Origin of the sequence: Undibacterium sp. FT79W (assembly GCF_014284215.1) — a bacterium.
GTDB lineage: Bacteria > Pseudomonadota > Gammaproteobacteria > Burkholderiales > Burkholderiaceae_D > Undibacterium > Undibacterium aquatile.
In genome coordinates this window covers 123750-141319 of the sequence record NZ_JACOGB010000008.1, presented here as the reverse complement: position 1 = coordinate 141319, position 17570 = coordinate 123750, and the positions used below count along the sequence as shown (strand labels likewise).

Annotated in this window: 16 protein-coding genes; 7 read left to right on the top strand and 9 right to left on the bottom strand. The window is 49.2% G+C overall.

Features of this window, described 5'->3' with window-relative positions; genetic code table 11:
* From H8K38_RS15495 to cyoA, 6 genes are read right to left on the bottom strand one after another with little or no spacing between them, the layout of a single operon-like run.
* A complete protein-coding gene (locus tag H8K38_RS15495; RefSeq protein WP_186885751.1) occupies positions 1-1311 on the bottom strand; it encodes an ATP-binding protein in 1311 nt (436 codons plus the stop codon).
* On the bottom strand, positions 1295-2149 hold the full coding sequence (locus H8K38_RS15490) for an SURF1 family protein (protein WP_186885750.1): 855 nt from the start codon (positions 2147-2149) through the stop codon (positions 1295-1297). Before H8K38_RS15490 ends, H8K38_RS15495 begins: the two co-directional genes overlap by 17 nt.
* Complete coding sequence (cyoD, locus tag H8K38_RS15485; protein WP_186885749.1) at positions 2146-2604, bottom strand: cytochrome o ubiquinol oxidase subunit IV; 459 nt, start codon at positions 2602-2604, stop codon at positions 2146-2148. The genes H8K38_RS15490 and cyoD overlap by 4 nt, the downstream gene beginning before the upstream one ends.
* Entirely contained in the window at positions 2601-3236 is a 636-nt protein-coding gene (gene cyoC, locus H8K38_RS15480; protein WP_186885748.1) for a cytochrome o ubiquinol oxidase subunit III, read from the bottom strand. The genes cyoD and cyoC overlap by 4 nt, the downstream gene beginning before the upstream one ends.
* Positions 3229-5232 (bottom strand): cytochrome o ubiquinol oxidase subunit I, encoded by a 2004-nt coding sequence (gene cyoB, locus H8K38_RS15475; RefSeq protein WP_186885747.1) that lies wholly within the window; start codon positions 5230-5232, stop codon positions 3229-3231. Before cyoB ends, cyoC begins: the two co-directional genes overlap by 8 nt.
* 2 nt (positions 5233-5234) lie before the next feature.
* A complete protein-coding gene (gene cyoA / locus H8K38_RS15470) occupies positions 5235-6257 on the bottom strand; it encodes a ubiquinol oxidase subunit II (RefSeq protein ID WP_186885746.1) in 1023 nt (340 codons plus the stop codon).
* 149 nt (positions 6258-6406) lie between these two features.
* Between cyoA and H8K38_RS15465 the strand changes: the two genes are divergently transcribed.
* The gene (locus H8K38_RS15465; protein ID WP_186885745.1) at positions 6407-7756 is read left to right on the top strand and encodes an MFS transporter; all 1350 of its coding nucleotides are present in this window, start codon (positions 6407-6409) and stop codon (positions 7754-7756) included.
* Between the two features lie 119 nt (positions 7757-7875).
* On the opposite strand, the gene H8K38_RS15460 is transcribed toward H8K38_RS15465, so the two are convergent.
* Together H8K38_RS15460 and H8K38_RS15455 are read right to left on the bottom strand one after the other, a co-directional pair.
* On the bottom strand, positions 7876-9627 hold the full coding sequence (locus tag H8K38_RS15460) for a hypothetical protein (RefSeq protein WP_186885744.1): 1752 nt from the start codon (positions 9625-9627) through the stop codon (positions 7876-7878).
* 130 nt (positions 9628-9757) lie between these two features.
* Entirely contained in the window at positions 9758-10963 is a 1206-nt protein-coding gene (locus H8K38_RS15455; RefSeq protein WP_186885743.1) for an MFS transporter, read from the bottom strand.
* 443 nt (positions 10964-11406) lie between these two features.
* On the opposite strand from H8K38_RS15455, the gene H8K38_RS15450 reads away from it, so the two are divergent.
* Both H8K38_RS15450 and H8K38_RS15445 read left to right on the top strand, forming a co-directional pair.
* On the top strand, positions 11407-12978 hold the full coding sequence (locus H8K38_RS15450) for a cytochrome D1 domain-containing protein (protein WP_370527205.1): 1572 nt from the start codon (positions 11407-11409) through the stop codon (positions 12976-12978).
* A gap of 10 nt (positions 12979-12988) precedes the next feature.
* On the top strand, positions 12989-13324 hold the full coding sequence (locus tag H8K38_RS15445; protein WP_186885741.1) for a c-type cytochrome: 336 nt from the start codon (positions 12989-12991) through the stop codon (positions 13322-13324).
* A gap of 62 nt (positions 13325-13386) precedes the next feature.
* On the opposite strand, the gene H8K38_RS15440 is transcribed toward H8K38_RS15445, so the two are convergent.
* On the bottom strand, positions 13387-13845 hold the full coding sequence (locus H8K38_RS15440; protein WP_186885740.1) for an Rrf2 family transcriptional regulator: 459 nt from the start codon (positions 13843-13845) through the stop codon (positions 13387-13389).
* A gap of 268 nt (positions 13846-14113) precedes the next feature.
* Here H8K38_RS15440 and H8K38_RS15435 point away from each other — a divergent pair, with 268 nt between their 5' ends.
* The 4 genes from H8K38_RS15435 to H8K38_RS15420 all read left to right on the top strand — a co-directional run bounded on the left by H8K38_RS15435 (position 14114) and on the right by H8K38_RS15420 (position 17549).
* Entirely contained in the window at positions 14114-16402 is a 2289-nt protein-coding gene (locus H8K38_RS15435) for a nitric-oxide reductase large subunit (RefSeq protein WP_186885739.1), read from the top strand.
* A gap of 97 nt (positions 16403-16499) precedes the next feature.
* Positions 16500-16763 (top strand): DUF2249 domain-containing protein, encoded by a 264-nt coding sequence (locus H8K38_RS15430; protein WP_186885738.1) that lies wholly within the window; start codon positions 16500-16502, stop codon positions 16761-16763.
* Between the two features lie 10 nt (positions 16764-16773).
* Complete coding sequence (locus H8K38_RS15425; RefSeq protein ID WP_186885737.1) at positions 16774-17154, top strand: SirB2 family protein; 381 nt, start codon at positions 16774-16776, stop codon at positions 17152-17154.
* A gap of 47 nt (positions 17155-17201) precedes the next feature.
* On the top strand, positions 17202-17549 hold the full coding sequence (locus tag H8K38_RS15420) for a cupin domain-containing protein (protein ID WP_186885736.1): 348 nt from the start codon (positions 17202-17204) through the stop codon (positions 17547-17549).
* Positions 17550-17570 lie beyond the last annotated feature (21 nt).

Sequence of the window (17570 nt, the reverse complement as noted above, 5' to 3'; positions counted from 1 at the left end):
TTATAGCATTAACGCTGACAGTGGCAGCTCTATTTTGACAACGGCACCACCATCCTGCCGGTTACGGGCAATCACAGAGCCGCCTAATTTACGAACAACATTCACCACAAAGTAAATACCCAGACCACTGCCCGGACGCCCTTTGGTTGATTGATAAGCTTGCCCCAGATTTTCCAGTATCGAGGGTAAAAAACCCGGACCGGTATCGCTCACGACGATGACCAGCACATCTGCGTCTCTCGATACTGTCAGGGCAAGCCATGCAGGTGAAGCTTCAAGCGCATTATCTAACACATTGCATATCATCTGCTTGAGAGCAGAATCAAACACGACAGGAACATCCTGCTGAATCTGATTTTCAAAGATGAATGTCTGTACCGGACGCGTCGCCCGGAAGTCTTCAACCAGTTGTTTGAGAAAGGTATTGATCGTCGTTTTGACAGAAGATTCGCCACGCGCTTCTCCGGCGGACAATAAAATACTGCTGAGTGTCGTTTTACAGCGTTGCAACTGCCTTTGCATTTCACACAGGTCTTCGATTAAATCAGGATTATTGCTGAATTCCGGCATCCTCCTCCAGTCGCCCAGAATGACGGACATCGTTGCTAAAGGTGTACCCAGTTCATGCGCCGCGCCAGATGCCAGCAAGCCCATTTTCACTATGTGTTCTTCTTCGGTGGATCTTTGGCGGGCATCTGCCAACTGGACATCACGCACTTTTAAATTGCCGCTGATGCGCGTCAGAAAAAACACCAGCAAGCCAGCGTTCAGTAAAAAACAAATGATCATGCCATCGATATATAACTCTGGCATGCCACCGTTGTTATCTGAGGGCAAAAGTAAGGGGTGAGAAAATTTCGATAATCCGAGCAGGCAAAGACCACTGATCGCCACGATCAGCCAGGTTGACCATACTTCCAGCAAAACGGCGCTGAGTATGACCTGCAACAGATATAAAAAAATGAAAGGATTGGAGGTACCACCGCTCAGATACAGCTGCGCCGTCAGAATAGCGACATCGACCAGCAGTGCAAAAAATAATGCCCGGTTGGATACTTTCGTTTCCTCGTGCCAACGCAGATGACTGGCAATATTGAAAGCAATTAACACCGCCAGCACAAACGCCATCGACAATACCGGCAAATGTATGCCGAATCCGCCGACAACCAGCGCGATCGTCGCAATCTGACCAAACACGGCAAGCCACCGCAGATGAATCAGTTGCAACATATTTTTATGACCTGCCGAACTCTCGTATTCTTCGGCGATGCTGGCTACGATATCCCGGTGATTTTCAGTCTTGCCGAACATCCTGATGTCTCCCATTTTCACTATGACGCTGCATCTTATTCAGACGCCGGCGGTCTTCGCGGATAACCAGATAATATCCGCCCGCCACCATCAAAGCGAGAGCATACCAAGTAAGTGCATAGACCAAGTGATTGTTATGAAATGAGATAACGGTTAAACCGGCAACCGGTGCCTGATATTCGCTTGCCAGCAAGGATTTGTAGCCTGCATCCGGCTGACTGCCGGTAGCATCGGCGTCGATAAAATAAGGAGCAATCGGCGACAAGTTATGTTTTTTACCGATAGCAACAACGTCACGCGAATACCAGCGGTCAGCCGCCGCATCGTTTTTACGTAAGAATCCGCCGTCGGGCTCACTCATACGCAATAATCCTGTGATACTCACGGTCTGCCGCTGCTCCTGATGTGTTGTGGCTTTCGTTTTATTCATTGCGGGAACAAATCCCCGATTCAGCAGCACAACACTGCCATCTGTCTGACGCAACGGCGTCAGCACCCAGTAGCCGCTACCGAGCACGGTGGATGCCTGCACATAACTGGTCTGCTCAGACAATAACAGCCCACTGACCTGCACATGTCGGTATTCGTCGTTCGCGGCATTTACTCCCGACCAAAGCTGTTGATCAGGAGCGGCTATTGCAGTTGCATGCACCCGTTGCCCAACGCGGGCGATCAGATCGAGCTTCCATTGCAAGCGATAGATCTGCCATGTACCGAGAAAAGCAAAGCACAAAAAAAATACCCCCGCGCACATTGCAAGAGCACGTCTTACGAATAATGAACGGGGGATGTCTGTTGCTGCAACCGGGGGCTGCGCCCCGGCATTCAGATCACTCATGGCATATTGCGCATGTTGTGCATTTCATTTGGATTTTCAGTATGTTTCAGTGATTCAGGTGTTGTTTCATGCTGCATGCCTGGCATCATATTGTTATTCAGATGATACATGACCCACAGTGAGCCGCTCATCAGAATCACCACCACCATACCGGTAAACACCAATGCCAGCATGTTCCAGCCACCTTCCGAACGTGCATTCATGTGCAGGAAATACACCATGTGCACCACCACTTGCACCGCGGCCAGTGCCAGCAAGACAAAACCTGTCGTGCCGGAATTGCTAAAGACTTTGCCCATTACCAACCAGAAGGGAATGGCAGTCAGAATGACTGCCAGCACAAAACCGATGACATAGGTTTTCAGGCTGCCATGATCCGCGTGATCGTCATGAGCGTGATGTCCATGATGACCGTGACCCGCATCATGTGTTGTATGTTCGTGATGTGCACTCATGGCAAAACTCCCATCAGGTAAACAAAGGTAAATACACCGATCCAGATCACATCCAGGAAATGCCAGAACATGGACAGGCACATCAGGCGACGATTGTTTTCAGTCGTCAAACCATGACGTTTTAATTGGAACAGCAAAGTGACCAGCCAGACGATACCAAAAGTCACGTGCAGACCGTGCGTTGCCACCAGAGCAAAGAACGAAGTCAAAAAGCCACTGCGTTGAGGGCCCGCACCTTCATGAATCAGATGGATGAATTCATATAATTCCAGGCCGATAAAACAAGCACCCAGCAAGCCAGTAACCACCAGCCAGATCAGCGTGTTGTTCAGACGTTTTTTCTGCGCTTCCAGCATCGCAAAACCATAGGTAATCGATGACAGCAACAGTAAAGACGTGTTAATTGCCACCAAGGGCAGATCAAACAATTCGGCACCGGTCGGGCCGCCTGCGTAGTTACGACCGAGTACGGCATACGCGGCAAACAGACACGCAAAAATCAGGCAATCGCTCATCAGATACAGCCAGAAGCCAAGCAGCGTGCCGTTTTCCGGATGATGTTCGAGAACGAAATAGCGCGAACCAGAAGCCTGGCTCATCGCATCATGAGTAGAAATAGATTTATCAGACATGGCTAGCTAACAAACGTGTGCGTTCATTTTCGGTACGGACAACTTCGTCCGCAGGAATGTAGTAATCGCGGTTGTAATTAAAAGTATGGATGATGATGGCGGCCATCATGACGATAAAACCCAGACCTGCCAGCAGCCACATTTGCCAGATCAGTGCAAAGCCACAAGCCGCGCTGAGACCAGCGATGATGATGCCGGCTGCCGTATTTTTCGGCATATGAATTGCCAGGAATCCGGAAGTCGGGCGAGTGTAACCATTCGCTTTCATATCAACCCAGGCATCGTTGTCATGTATGCGTGGTGTGAATGCGAAATTGTATGCAGGTGGCGGAGACGATGTTGCCCACTCCAGAGTACGGCCACCCCATGGATCACCAGTCACATCGCGCAACTGTTCGCGACGCAGATAACTGACCACCAGTTGAATAACGAAACAGGCGATACCGATCGCGATCAAAACCGCGCCCGCAGCAGCGATCTGGAACCAGATTTGCAGCGATGGATCTTCAAAATGGCTCAGACGACGTGTCACACCCATCAGACCTAATACATACAATGGCATGAACGCGAAGTAGAAACCGATAGTCCAGAACCAGAATGAGCATTTACCCCAGAAACTGTCGAGCTTATAGCCGAATGCTTTAGGGAACCAGTAGTTAATCGCCGCAAACACGCCGAACACGACGCCACCGATAATCACATTATGGAAGTGAGCAATCAGAAACAGACTGTTGTGCAAAACAAAGTCAGCTGGTGGAACTGCCAGCAATACACCGGTCATACCACCGATCACAAATGTCACCATGAAACCCATGGTCCATAACATCGGAACTTCAAAACGGATACGTCCGCGATACATCGTAAACAACCAGTTAAACATCTTCGCACCGGTTGGAATCGAGATAATCATCGTGGTGATACCGAAGAACGAGTTGACACTCGCACCGGACCCCATCGTGAAGAAGTGGTGCAACCAGACCAGATAAGACAAGATCGTGATCACGACCGTTGCATACACCATCGATGTGTAGCCAAACAGACGCTTGGAACAGAAAGTTGAGACGATTTCGGAATACACACCGAAGCAAGGCAGAATCAGGATGTAAACTTCAGGATGCCCCCAAATCCAGATCAGATTCACGTACATCATGGAATTGCCGCCCATGTCGTTCGTGAAGAAGTTGGTACCGAAAACACGATCCAGCGACAACATTGCCAGCACCGCGGTCAACACTGGGAAAGCAGCAACGATCAGCACGTTAGTACACAACGCAGTCCAGGTGAACACAGGCATCTTCATCATAGTCATGCCAGGCGCACGCATCTTGACGATAGTCACAATCAGGTTCACACCGGAGAGCAAGGTACCGACACCGGCAATCTGTAACGACCAGATGTAGTAATCCACCCCGACATCCGGACTGCCTAAAATACCCGACAGCGGCGGATATGCAAGCCAGCCGGTACGCGCAAACTCACCGACGAATAAGGATGCCATCACCAGCAATGCACCGAAAGTTGTCATCCAGAAGCTGAAATTATTCAGGAAAGGAAAAGCAACGTCACGGGCACCGATTTGCAGCGGTACAACGTAGTTCATCAACCCGGTAACGAAAGGCATCGCCACGAAGAAAATCATGATCACGCCATGCGCTGTGAACACCTGATCATAGTGATGCGGTGGCAAAAAGCCGGCCGAGTCACCGAATGCCATCGCCTGCTGCGCACGCATCATCAGCGCATCAGCAAAACCACGCAACAGCATGACCAGACCGAGGATCATGTACATGATACCGATACGCTTGTGATCAATACTTGTCAGCCATTCACGCCACAAGGTTCCCCAGACGCGGAAGTAAGTCAATGCTCCCAGCAATGCCAGGCCACCGAAAGCGACACCAGCGAAGGTAGCAAGAAGAATCGGCTCATGCAAAGGAATCGCTTCCCAGCTGAGACGGCCGAATATCAGCTTAGTTAAATCAATTTGGTCTAACATCTTTATTTTCCAATAGTAACTGGTGGTGTGGTACACACTTCAGCATCCGACCCGCGTGCAGCCTGCTGATTCTGAGCGAGCATAGAAACAACTTTTTCGTTCGCTTTTGATACTGGCTTCACATTCACATCCATAGACATCAATTTATCCATGCAAATCTGATCAGCCCCTACACAGCGATTGAGAATGGCATGAAACAGATCGGCGTCGACGGAACCATAACGACGCACAGGATCTTTGATACTTGGTTTTTCAACCTCCAGATAAGCAGCACGATTCAGATTCAGTTTTTCAGCTTTGGTGGTCTGTACCCACTGATTGAAATTTTCCTGCGTCATCCCATGAAATTTGAAGCGCATGTCAGAAAAGCCTGCACCGCTATAGTTGGCAGAAAAGCCATCATATGTGCCTGCCTTGTTGATCACGGCATTCAATTGCGTTTCCATACCCGGCATCGCATAGATCTGACCAGCCAGCGCTGGAACATAAAACGAATTCATTACAGTGGATGCAGTGATTCTGAAATGAACCGGCACATCGACTGGCGCAATTAATTCATTCACAGTTGCCACACCTTGTTCTGGATAAATGAACAACCATTTCCAGTCCAGAGCAACGACTTCCACGACCAGCGGTTTGACGTTGGCAGCAAGCGGGCGATTTTCATCTAATCGTGACAACTTTCGATATGGATCAAGAGTATGTGTAGAAATCCATGTCAACATTCCTAAAACGATGATAATTAACAGAGGGGCTCCCCAGATAATTAATTCGAGTTTGGTTGAATGATCCCACTCAGGATCGTACTTTGCACTGGTATTACTCTGTCTGTAGCGCCATGCAAAAAACAAGGTCAGGAAAATGACAGGAATAATGATGATTAACATCAGGAGAGTAGAAATGACAATCAGCTTGCTCTGCTGAGCGGCGATATCGCCTGAAGGATTTAACACAATAGTGTCACATCCAGCCAACAGTGCAACGCATAGGAGTATTAGTCCGCGCCGAGCTAGTAGGGAAATCATGCAGGAAAGTCCAAGGTAAAGGATAAATCGTGGTAATGTACACGGACTGACTAGCATTAGCGATTGGACGTTTTGTCCCACCCTGCCATAGCTATATCGGGCAGGGCTTCAGGCGTCCGTCGATAAAAACACTACTACGAGAGACGACTATGCCAAGTATCAGCCACAATGGTGAGCAACTCACCACTATTCCTGTACGTCCTGACCTCCTCCCAGCCCCCAGAAACAGTCACGCTGACCATACCTCGATTTCCCCCGGAGAAATCGCCATTGGTGTCGTCATCGGTCGTGCTTCTGAATATTTTGATTTTTTTGTCTACGCCATTGCATCAGTATTAGTGTTTCCTGCAGTTTTCTTTCCATTCGAACAAAGACTGGAAGCCACACTTTATTCATTTGTCATTTTTTCGTTTGCCTTCATCGCGAGGCCGATAGGCACAGTAGCGTTTATGGCGATTCAACGTCATCTGGGGCGGGAAGCAAAACTCACGATTGCGCTGGTTCTGCTCGGCATCTCTACCGCAGGCATCGCATTTCTGCCTACGTTTTCACATCTGGGCTACGCGTCAATCGTCATTCTTGCGTCGTTGCGTATAGGCCAGGGGCTGGCAATGGGCGGCTCGTGGGATGGATTACCATCTTTACTGGCACTGAATGCGCCACAACATAAGCGCGGCTGGTATGCCATGCTGGGGCAGCTCGGCGCCCCGGTCGGCTTCATGATCGCTGGCAGTCTGTTTGCTTATTTACTCTCCAACCTGTCTCCGGAAGATTTTCTGGATTGGGGCTGGCGCTACCCTTTCTATGTCGCCTTCGCGATTAATGTTGTTGCCTTGTTTGCCCGTCTGCGCCTGGTTTCCACCAACGAATATGCGCATCTACTGGACGAACGCGAACTGGAACCGACCAAGATTGTTGAGATGAGCGGTTCACAAGGGCGAAATGTCTTGATCGGCGCATTGGCTGCGTTAGCCAGCTACGCCTTATTCCATCTGGTCACCGTATTTCCCCTTTCCTGGCTAACGCTGTACTCCACACGTTCGCTAACGGACGTACTTTATATACAAGTGACTGGTGCAGGACTAATGACCTTAGGTGTGATCGTGTCTGGTTTAATCGCTGATCGCTACGGTCGCCGCAATACGTTGGGAACCTTCGCGCTATTCATTGCGATTCTGAGTGTATTTGTACCAAGTTTGCTTGGCGGCGGCGAGTCTGCTCAGAATACATTTATTCTGGTGGGGTTTGCCTTACTGGGCTTATCTTACGGTCAGGCTGCAGGAGCAGTGACTGCCAATTTTTCAGCGAAATACCGTTATACCGGCGCAGCCTTGACGTCCGATCTTTCCTGGCTGGTCGGTGCCGGTTTCGCACCGTTGGTCGCACTAGGGCTGTCGGCTCATTTCGGCCTCGCCTATGTCAGTCTCTATCTGCTCTCAGGCGCAGCTTGCTCAATCGCTGCATTAAGCCTGAACCGGGCGCTGGAAATCAAAGACTAGCACCTATCCAACATAAAAGAAGCTCTGCGGCAAGATAAGAAATCGCTTGCTGCAGAGCTTTTTTACATTTACCACCTATTTTTTAACGCAAGTAGCCGCGCAGCCTAACTCCAGATAAATCAGACGTTGACGTCAATATTGCCAGCAGTCTGAAGATTCATAGATACATCCGCTGGATTTTCAATATTTTTTGCTTGTGCGTGTTTTTTGTTTCCCGCAGCTTCATTAGCACCTTGCTGACTGGCATGCTGCTTTAAATCCATAGCCACAGGTGGAATTTCATTACCGAAAACAATTTCATCCGTTTCACCCTGATCATCGCCGGATCGCTGATGTTCAATTGCGTCACCCATCTTATACGCAGCGACGGCCGCCGAGATCGCGGGATTCACGCCACCGGGTAAAGGTAATAATGTCGCGGCAGCGCCACTTGCATTGTTTATTGCGTCCACCGTTACAGCCGTTGTGGCTGCTGTGGCCGTTGCAGTTCCGCTCAATCCTGTGGATGCGGCAAGTTCAGATGCTGCCGCATTTGCATTATTGATCAGAGTATTTTCAACACTGACATTGTTCAGACCATAGGTCGAACCTGTCAAATCAGTCACTTTCACTGATGCAGGATTAGCAATCGCCGCTTCGCTACTGGCAGCAGTATTGACAGCTCCCGCATTGATCCGATCTGAAACAACACCTGCAAGCTCTTGCGAGGAGCTCACTGAGCTCAATACATTGTCAACTGACGCTGACGATAAAGAATTTGCCATCACACCATAGCTGTCAATTTCTGCAATATTCACCAACCCGGTTTGGATAAAATTGGTATCGCTCGCAAGCAAAGCCCCCAGAACCTCATCCGATAATAAAGTCTGCGCTTGCGCTGCTATCATGGATGCATTATCAGAAGCATTCACTGAGTTCATCGCCAACGAATCAATAACTGGATTTTCAAGTGCTGGATTGAGCTGAGCCGCGGCAGTATTTACTGGATTAAATGCAGCCGGATTAAATTCTGAAGGCGGAACATTGACAGCCGCAGTTGGCGCAGACATAGCTTGATCTGCCGAAATGTTGCTTGCGCTGTTTTTCCCCACCTCACTCGACTGCCCGGCAGTTGTATCCGCCATCTTGGCGGCCACTGTTTCCTGTACGAGCAAATGAGTAGAGGCAACGGCTTCCACAACTGAAGTGACCACACCAGCCGCCGTTGCTGATGCATTTGCAAACGAAGTGCTGCTAACGGAGTTATCCACGACAGCGTTGTTGGTCTCTGCACTTGTCAAACTTTGGTTCTGCGCAATCAGCGTGGTCTCGATCTGTGCCAATGCCTGTAAAGCCTGGGTCAGCAGGGTCGCTGTGGCAAGCGGAGCACTGGCGTATGCCTTTTGCAAAACAACAGTATCCAGACTGAACTGAGTGTTATCTGCACTAAGGGATGTGTCGAGCGTAATGCCTATCTGCGACAGGCTTTCCAGTAAATTGTTGCCACTATCAGCCAGCACGCCGCCCATTGCGTCCAGCAGACTGCTATCCAGAAAAGATGTCAGAGGATTCTGAATACTGTTGACGTTACCGCTTTGAAAGATATTGAATGCCTTAACGAACATATTCGCCAGAGATGCCGTTGTCGCAAAATTTGTTGCAGCATCACCAATTGGAGCAGCGCTGCCACTTGTCGCAATCGCTTTCATTTGCTGTCCAAGTAAAGCGATTGTCGTAGCCAATGTCTGACTCAGTGAAGAAACATCGACCACACTTGCCGTACCACTGACATTGCCTTCGACCGCCGTTGCGACTGGCACAGCACTGACTGCAGACAGGGCAGAAAGTCTGACGGGGGTTACAGCAGCAATTGCATCCGTTGAAAGCACCATGATCAGTTCACTTTCCTGATAAATACCGACAACGGTTTCAGTGTAGGACGAATGAAAAATACCGTCAGTATTTTTACAAAAACAGATTGAACTTCTGACCCGATTTAAGGGAAAAGCCCACAAGTATATTTTATTGACCGTGCCGCGAACCTTCAACGCTGCCACACGGACCCAGCGACACAAAAACGACAATAGCAAGCAAGGATAGCGCTACTGCAAGCGAGAAAACCATCTCTGGCGCGATAATCCATAAAGCTCCCGCGACCAACGAGGCCGGCAGATACAACACGCCAGTGACGAAATTATACAAACCGACTGCTGTTGCCCTGCGCTCAGGCTCAAGATCGGCGATGAAGGCCTTGCTCTGCGATTCGTCTATTGCGTAAAAAAGACCATAGATAGCAAATATCGCCACGACTTCCCATTGGCTGGCAGCGAAAATCAACCAGAAATTAATCAAGGCATAGACAGCGTAGCCAAGCACGATGATGCGCGCACGCCCTACCTTATCGCCAAGCTTGCCAATCAGGGGTGCCGCGAATACGCAAGTCGCGTTGAATAAGGCATACAGCAAAACTGCATTGGTCACGCTGAAGCCTAGCAAATGCGCCTTCAACAATATAAAACCGAGACTGAAATACGCCAGTGCAAATACGCCTGCCGGAATCAGAAATCGCTTAAATTCCTGGCTTAGTTGTTGCCAGTTTTGCTGTAAATTTTCACGTTCATGAGCGACGCCCTTGTGCTCTGGAATACGGGTCAGCACCAGCACACTGACGACTGCCGGTATAAATGCAAGCAGAAACAGCGTTGTGTACGTGCTGCGGGACTCACCCAGCCACGAGAGTAAGCCATAAGCAACCAAAGGCCCCAGTACTGCACCAGCCTTATCCAGCGCCTTATGTACGCCAAACGCATAACCGCGAGACTCGCTAACTGCAATTGACGACAGCCACGCATCTCTGGGCGGACCGCGAAATCCCTTACCCAGGCGCTCAATCACACGAAAAATACTTAAACCCGCAACAGAGGTCGAGATCAGCAATATCAGTTTCGCGATGGTCGAAAAAGCATAGCCAGCGGTGGCAAACCACTTTCGCCTTCCGCTGCGATCCGATAACCATCCCGCCAGATAATTCAGCGAGGACGCGGAGAAATCGGCCAAGCCCTCGATTAAACCTAGCAGGGCACTCGAAGCACCAGCCACGGTGGTGAAGAAAATCGCAAATACGGAAAAAATCATTTCCGAACTGAGGTCCGTAAGAAAACTCACTAAACCAAGCTTGAGTATATCGGGGTGCAGTCGCCGCTTTTTATTTGCGTCTGGTTGAGTCATGAAAATTCATCTTCCGGTAAAAATTATCAGCAACATTTGAAATAAGCTTTTCGTCTAAAAAAATCGATAACACAAATTCTGTTCTCACGTGCAAAACAACTGGTGCAGACACCACAAAATCAGCAATAAAGCCACCGCCTTTTGATGTAACACAAACCCCGATGGGCTTCCGCAGCTTCTTGACAGCGGTCAAGGATTTCAGATGGGTGGTGGCGTAGCCTCTGATACAACAATTCAGCTCAGATTCTTCATCAGTATTCCTCACTTAATAAAAGGAAATAAAAATGAAATCATCCCGTCGCAACACCACGATACGGCCAGTTCTTGCGTTACTGGCGATCCTTCCATTGAGCATCTCCCTCGCATTCGCACAAGATGATAAAACCCACAGTGCTGCAGAATTAAAATATCAGGCTGGCGGCTCTCCTCTGGCAAGCGAGCCTATGCATCAGAATATCAACCCAAAAGCGCCACCAATGACAAAGGCGGAGTTCGAATCGGGTAAGCAAATTTATTTCCAACGTTGCGCCGGTTGCCACGGTGTGCTGCGCAAGGGCGCGACGGGTAAAGCATTGACGCCGGATATCACTCTGGATAAGGGGACGGATTATCTGAAAGTCTTCATCAATTATGGCTCGCCAGCTGGGATGCCTAACTGGGGCACTTCTGGTGATCTGTCGGATAAAGAAGTCGATCTGATGGCGCGCTATATTCAGCAGGAGCCACCGGTTCCTCCTGAGTTCAGTATAAAGGACATGGAGGCTACCTGGAAAGAAGTGATTCCCGTCGCCAAACGTCCGACGAAGAAAATGAACAACTACAATATCGCCAATATTTTCTCCACTACATTGCGCGATTCCGGTGAAGTAGCACTGATTGATGGCGACACAAAAAAAATCATTAATATCGTGAAAACTGGTTATGCCGTGCACATCTCACGCACGTCTGCATCGGGTCGCTACCTGTTCGTAATCGGCCGTGACGCACGCATCAATCTGATCGACTTGTGGATGGAAAAACCAGATACCGTCGCTGAAATGAAGGTAGGTCTGGAAGCCCGCTCGGTGGAAACTTCCAAATTTAAAGGTTACGAAGACAAATACGCGATTGCTGGTGATTACTGGCCGCCTCAGTTCGTGATTATGGAAGGCGACACACTGAAACCGCTGAAAATTGTTTCTACCCGCGGCATGACGGTTGACAATGAGTACCATCCAGAACCGCGAGTTGCGTCGATTGTCGCTTCCCACTATCGTCCTGAATTCGTTGTCAGCGCAAAAGAAACCGGCAAAATCATGCTGGTGGACTACAAAGACATCAACAACCTGAAAACCACCACGCTGGACGCAGCCAAATTCCTGCATGACGGCGGACTGGATTCCACGGGTCGTTATTTCCTCGTGGCTGCCAACGCATCGAATAAGATTGCCGTGGTCGATACCAAAGAAGACAAAATGGCCGCGATCGTCAACGTTGGAAAAACACCGCATCCAGGTCGTGGCGCAAACTTCATACATCCTAAATTCGGCCCTGTATGGGCAACCAGCCATCTTGGTGATGAAACGATTTCCATGATCGGTACCGACCCTGTCAAACATAAAGCACAGGCATGGAAAGTGGTCGATAGCATCAAAGGTCAGGGCGGCGGTTCGCTGTTTATCAAAACCCATCCGAAATCCAGAAACCTGTGGGTAGACACGCCACTGAACCCTGACACTAAATTAAGTCAGTCTATCGCCGTGTTTGATATTGATCACTTCGAAAAAGGCTATGTCACTTTACCGATCGCAGAATGGGCTGGTCTGGGTGAAGGCGCTAAACGTATCGTACAGCCCGAATATAACAAAGCTGGCGATGAAGTCTGGTTCTCGGTCTGGAGTGCAAAAGACAAAGAATCAGCAATCGTGGTCGTTGACGATAAAACACGCAAACTGAAAGCCGTGATTAAAGATCCGAAACTGATCACACCAACCGGTAAATTCAACATCAACAATACTCAGCACGACATTTATTAAGGAAAACAAGATGAAACATCAAGTCACCTTATCACTTCTCAGCGCACTGGGAATTGCTGCTCTCGCCTTCTCTGCGACCAGCTCTTACGCCGCCACCGGCGCTGAGCTTGCACAGAAAAATGGTTGCATGGCATGTCATGGCGTCGACAAGAAGATCCTCGGCCCGGCTTTTAAAGATATCGCGCAAAAGTACAAAGGAAATGCCGATGCCGTCGCCAGCTTGTCCAAGAAGATCAAAGACGGTGGCAGCGGTGTATGGGGAGCAATTCCGATGCCGCCGAACGGCCCTAAAGTCAACGATGCCGACATCAAAACCCTGGCTGAGTATGTGCTGAGCACACATTAAACAGGATGCTGTCAACACCAAAAAGCCGGTTTTAACCGGCTTTTTTTATTTTTGAAAATGACTTATTTTGTTTTTTTCCCGGGCACCGGCTTCATAAAATGGATTTTTCCTACCGTCTCTTTTTTTGAAATCAAATCTTCCAGACTGACATCATCAAGTACCGCAAGATAAGCGCTGGTGGCTCGATTCAGAACTCCTTTGAGATGACAGCCCAGCGAATACACACAGGTATTACTGGCGCCATCAAAACATTCAGCCATAAAAAAATCGGTTTCCGTCGCCCGCACGACCTCTCCGATATTGATCTCTGCCGGTTCCATATTCAGTTTCAGTCCGCCATTGCGCCCACGCACAGTTTCCACCATATTGGACATTCCCAGTTGGTGCACCACCTTGGTCAGATGATTCTTTGAAATTGAGTGCAACTCGGCAACCTCCTGAATCGTAACAAGCCGATCTCTGTGTATCGCCAGATAAATCAGGGTGCGTAAAGTGTAATCAGTGTAAGCAGTTAATCTCATGACTTATGTATTCCGGAAAATATGCGTGAAGCTGTCACCGCATTGCAACTGACATCTTCCCTGCACAGTATATCCCCTTCGCCCACAAAGCAGATTCAGATCGCAGTTCAGGCACGGGCATAAAAATAAAAACACAAAACATACATTTAATTTGCATCTTATTATACATGCATATAGAATGCATCTTATTGAAGCGGTAAATCAGTTTTATTTTTCCCACTTCTTTAAGCAATGCACTCTTTTAACTCTACCAATAAGGAATCACGCCATGCACTCCACGCGTAAACTCTGGACCTGGCTAGCTGTGATCTGCGTCTTATCTTTTACCGTTCTCGGTTGGGTAGGTACAGAAATCTATCTCACAGCTCCACCTATCCCTAATCAGGTTGTCAGCACTCAAGGCAAGGTTTTATTTTCTGAAGGACAAGTCCAGCGAGGGCAGGAAGCATGGCTCGCCGCCGGTGGTCAGCAATTAGGTACGGTGTGGGGCCACGGCAGTTATGTCGCACCAGACTGGTCAGCCGACTGGCTGCACCGCGAGTCTCTCGCCTTACTGGAAATCTGGGCACAGAAAGAAAACAAACTGTCCTTTGAACAGTTAAGCACACCGCGTCAGGGCGAACTCAAAGCTCGCCTGAAAGAGGAAATGCGCGGCAATACCTACGATCAGAAAAATGGTGTTATCACCTTGTCCCCTGAACGTGCAGCTGCAGTGCAACTGGTCACGCAACATTACGTCGCTTTGTTTGGTAACGATCCATCTCTGGAAAAACTGCGCGAACAGTATGCGATGAATAAAGGCTCACTGCCTGATCCTGCTGATTTACAAGCCTTGCCAGCGTTCTTTTTCTGGTCTTCATGGGCTGCAGCAGCAGATCGTCCTGGTGAAGAAGGTCTGAGCTACACCAGCAACTGGCCGCATGAACCACTGGTTGAAAATACACCGACTGCCGGTGCAGGTATCTGGTCTATTGCCAGCGTGATTCTGATGATCGCTGCGATTGCCGGAATGATTTTCTACCATTCTGCAAGTAAAGAAGAAAGTGATCCTGTTCCACCGAAAACAGATCCCTTATTCGACATGAAGCCAACACCTTCGATGCTGGCGACAAAAAAATACTTTTTTGTTGTCATCGGTTTGATTCTGGCGCAAGTAGGTATGGGTGTGATCACCGCTCACTACGCCGTTGAGGGACATAGCTTCTTTGGTTTCCCATTAGCTGAGATTCTGCCGTTCACGGTCAGCCGCACGATACATACGCAATTTGCGGTGTTGTGGATCGCCACTGCGTGGCTGGCCACCGGTCTGTACATCGCCCCTGCAATCTCTGGCTATGAACCTAAATTCCAGAAACTCGGTGTGAATGTCCTGTTTTATGCATTGCTGTTCATTGTGGTCGGTTCGACCGCGATGGGATGGCTGGGCAGCCTGCAACATAAAGGCAATGAATTCGCATTCTGGATCGGTAATCAGGGTCTGGAATTCACCAGCATGGGGCGCGTCTGGCAAATTCTGTTATTTATCGGCTTACTGTTCTGGGTGACTTTATTGGGTCGCGGATTATTGCCTGCACTCAAAAAACCATCTGAAAGCCGCGGTCTGATTGCCATGGTATTCCTGGCTGCGATGTGTATTGGCGGTTTCTACGCGACATCGCTGACCTGGGGTCCGCATACACATTACTCCATGATCGAATACTGGCGCTGGTGGTTGGTCCATTTGTGGGTAGAAGGCTTCTTTGAAGTGTTCGCAACAGCTGTCATCGCCCTGCTCTTCACTCGCCTGGGTCTGATCCATGCAGCGACAGCAAACAGCGCGATTATCCTCGAAACGATCGTCTTCCTGTTCGGCGGCATTCTGGGCACCTTGCATCATCTGTATTTCACTGGCACACCGACTTTTGTGATCGCCATCGGCGCCATGTTCTCAGCACTGGAAGTGGTTCCTCTGGCGATGATAGGCGTGGAAGCGTATCGCAATTATCAACGCTCGAAAGCAGCAGCGTGGGTGCAGTCTTACAAATGGTCCATCCTGTGCTTCATCGCTGTCGGTTTCTGGAATACTGTAGGTGCGGGTTTGTTAGGTTTCTCCATCAATACTCCGATTGCTCTGTATTACATGCAAGGTCTGAACATGACTGCTGCACATGGGCATGCTGCTTTGTTCGGTGTGTACGGCATGTTGGGCATAGGCTTGCTACTGTTCTGCCTGCGTGGTTTGTCTGCACGCGCTGCATGGTCTGACAAATTGCTGCAAGCAATGTTCTGGATGCTCAATATCGGTCTCGCGATGATGGTGTTCATCTCATTGGTTCCTGCCGGTATTTATCAAGCAGTCGCCAGCATCACGAAAGGGATGTGGTTTGCCCGTTCACCTGAAGTCATACACTCGCACCTGATGGAAACACTGGTCTGGCTGCGCGTACCTGGCGACGTCGTGTTCGCGATCGGCACCGTCTGTCTGGCCTTGTTTGCCTTCCGTTTGCTGATAGCAAAAAAGGCAGCGAACGTCAGCCTGAACAGCGCAATCCCTGCGAAAAAAACTAAACAAGCTTAATCACATCAGAGGCCGTCGAGAAATATTTTCTGACGGCCTCTGCTTCACTATTCAATAGCATCACTAGTATCAACATCATCTATTAAGGAGTTTTACAATGTCCCACGATTGCTCTATGCCCGTTATTGCTGAAGGTATTTACTCATTTGATGCGCGTGGCATTGCCAAGCGTTTTCGTCATGCAGCGATCTTCGGTGCGCTGTCTGCTTTAGAACGTGGAGAAACCATGCGCTTCTGCAACGACCATAATCCCTTGCCTTTACTATCGCAGATAGAGCATCATTTCGGCTCCAGCGTCAAAATCAGCTATGTGTCGCAGGAACCGGGCGCAATTGTGATTGATTTTCTTATCTGTGATTAAGGAATAAATAATGGACTACCTCACAGTCAAGCACATTCATATCACCTGTGCAACCCTGAGCGGTAGTCTGTTTTTTTTGCGCGGTATCTGGATGTGGCAGGACTCGGCCATGCTGCAAAAAAAATGGATCAGAATCGCCCCACATCTGATAGATACCTTACTGCTGGCGAGTGCACTGACGATGGTGTTCTGGAGCAGACAATACCCGTTCGTTGAAGCCTGGCTGACTGCCAAAGTTCTGGCACTGTTACTGTATATAGGCTTAGGAACCGTTGCACTGAAGCGCGGCAAAACAAAATCTGTCAGAATCCGCACCTGGATCGCCGCCTTAGCGGTATTCTCTTATATCGTTGCAGTCGCACTGACGAAACAAGCTTTGCCACACTGGTAATTGTTCGCCGTGTGCGCATCCACCACTCAGTTTCTGGGAGACCGACAATGGCACAAAAACACTTATCCTCCGGTGACAGCATTAACATTCTGTCAGCTAACAACCCCAGCAACATCCCTGCACAAGCCTTATTTAAAGATGCGCAACTGGAAGTCATGCGCTTATATTTACCGGCAGCAAAGCATATCGCCGCACATCGGGTCGATGGCACTATCACTATTTTTTGCATAGAAGGTCAGGTTGAAATACAGACCGACCATGCCAGCAAAATCTTACATACCGGCGACTTAATGTATCTGGCAGCATCCGCATCACATGCGTTGACGGCGATTGATGATTCCTCGTTATTGGTCACTATCGCACTGCAAGGTTCAGCGCATCAGGCGGACGCCTGACATAAGGGCAATCTCCGGAAG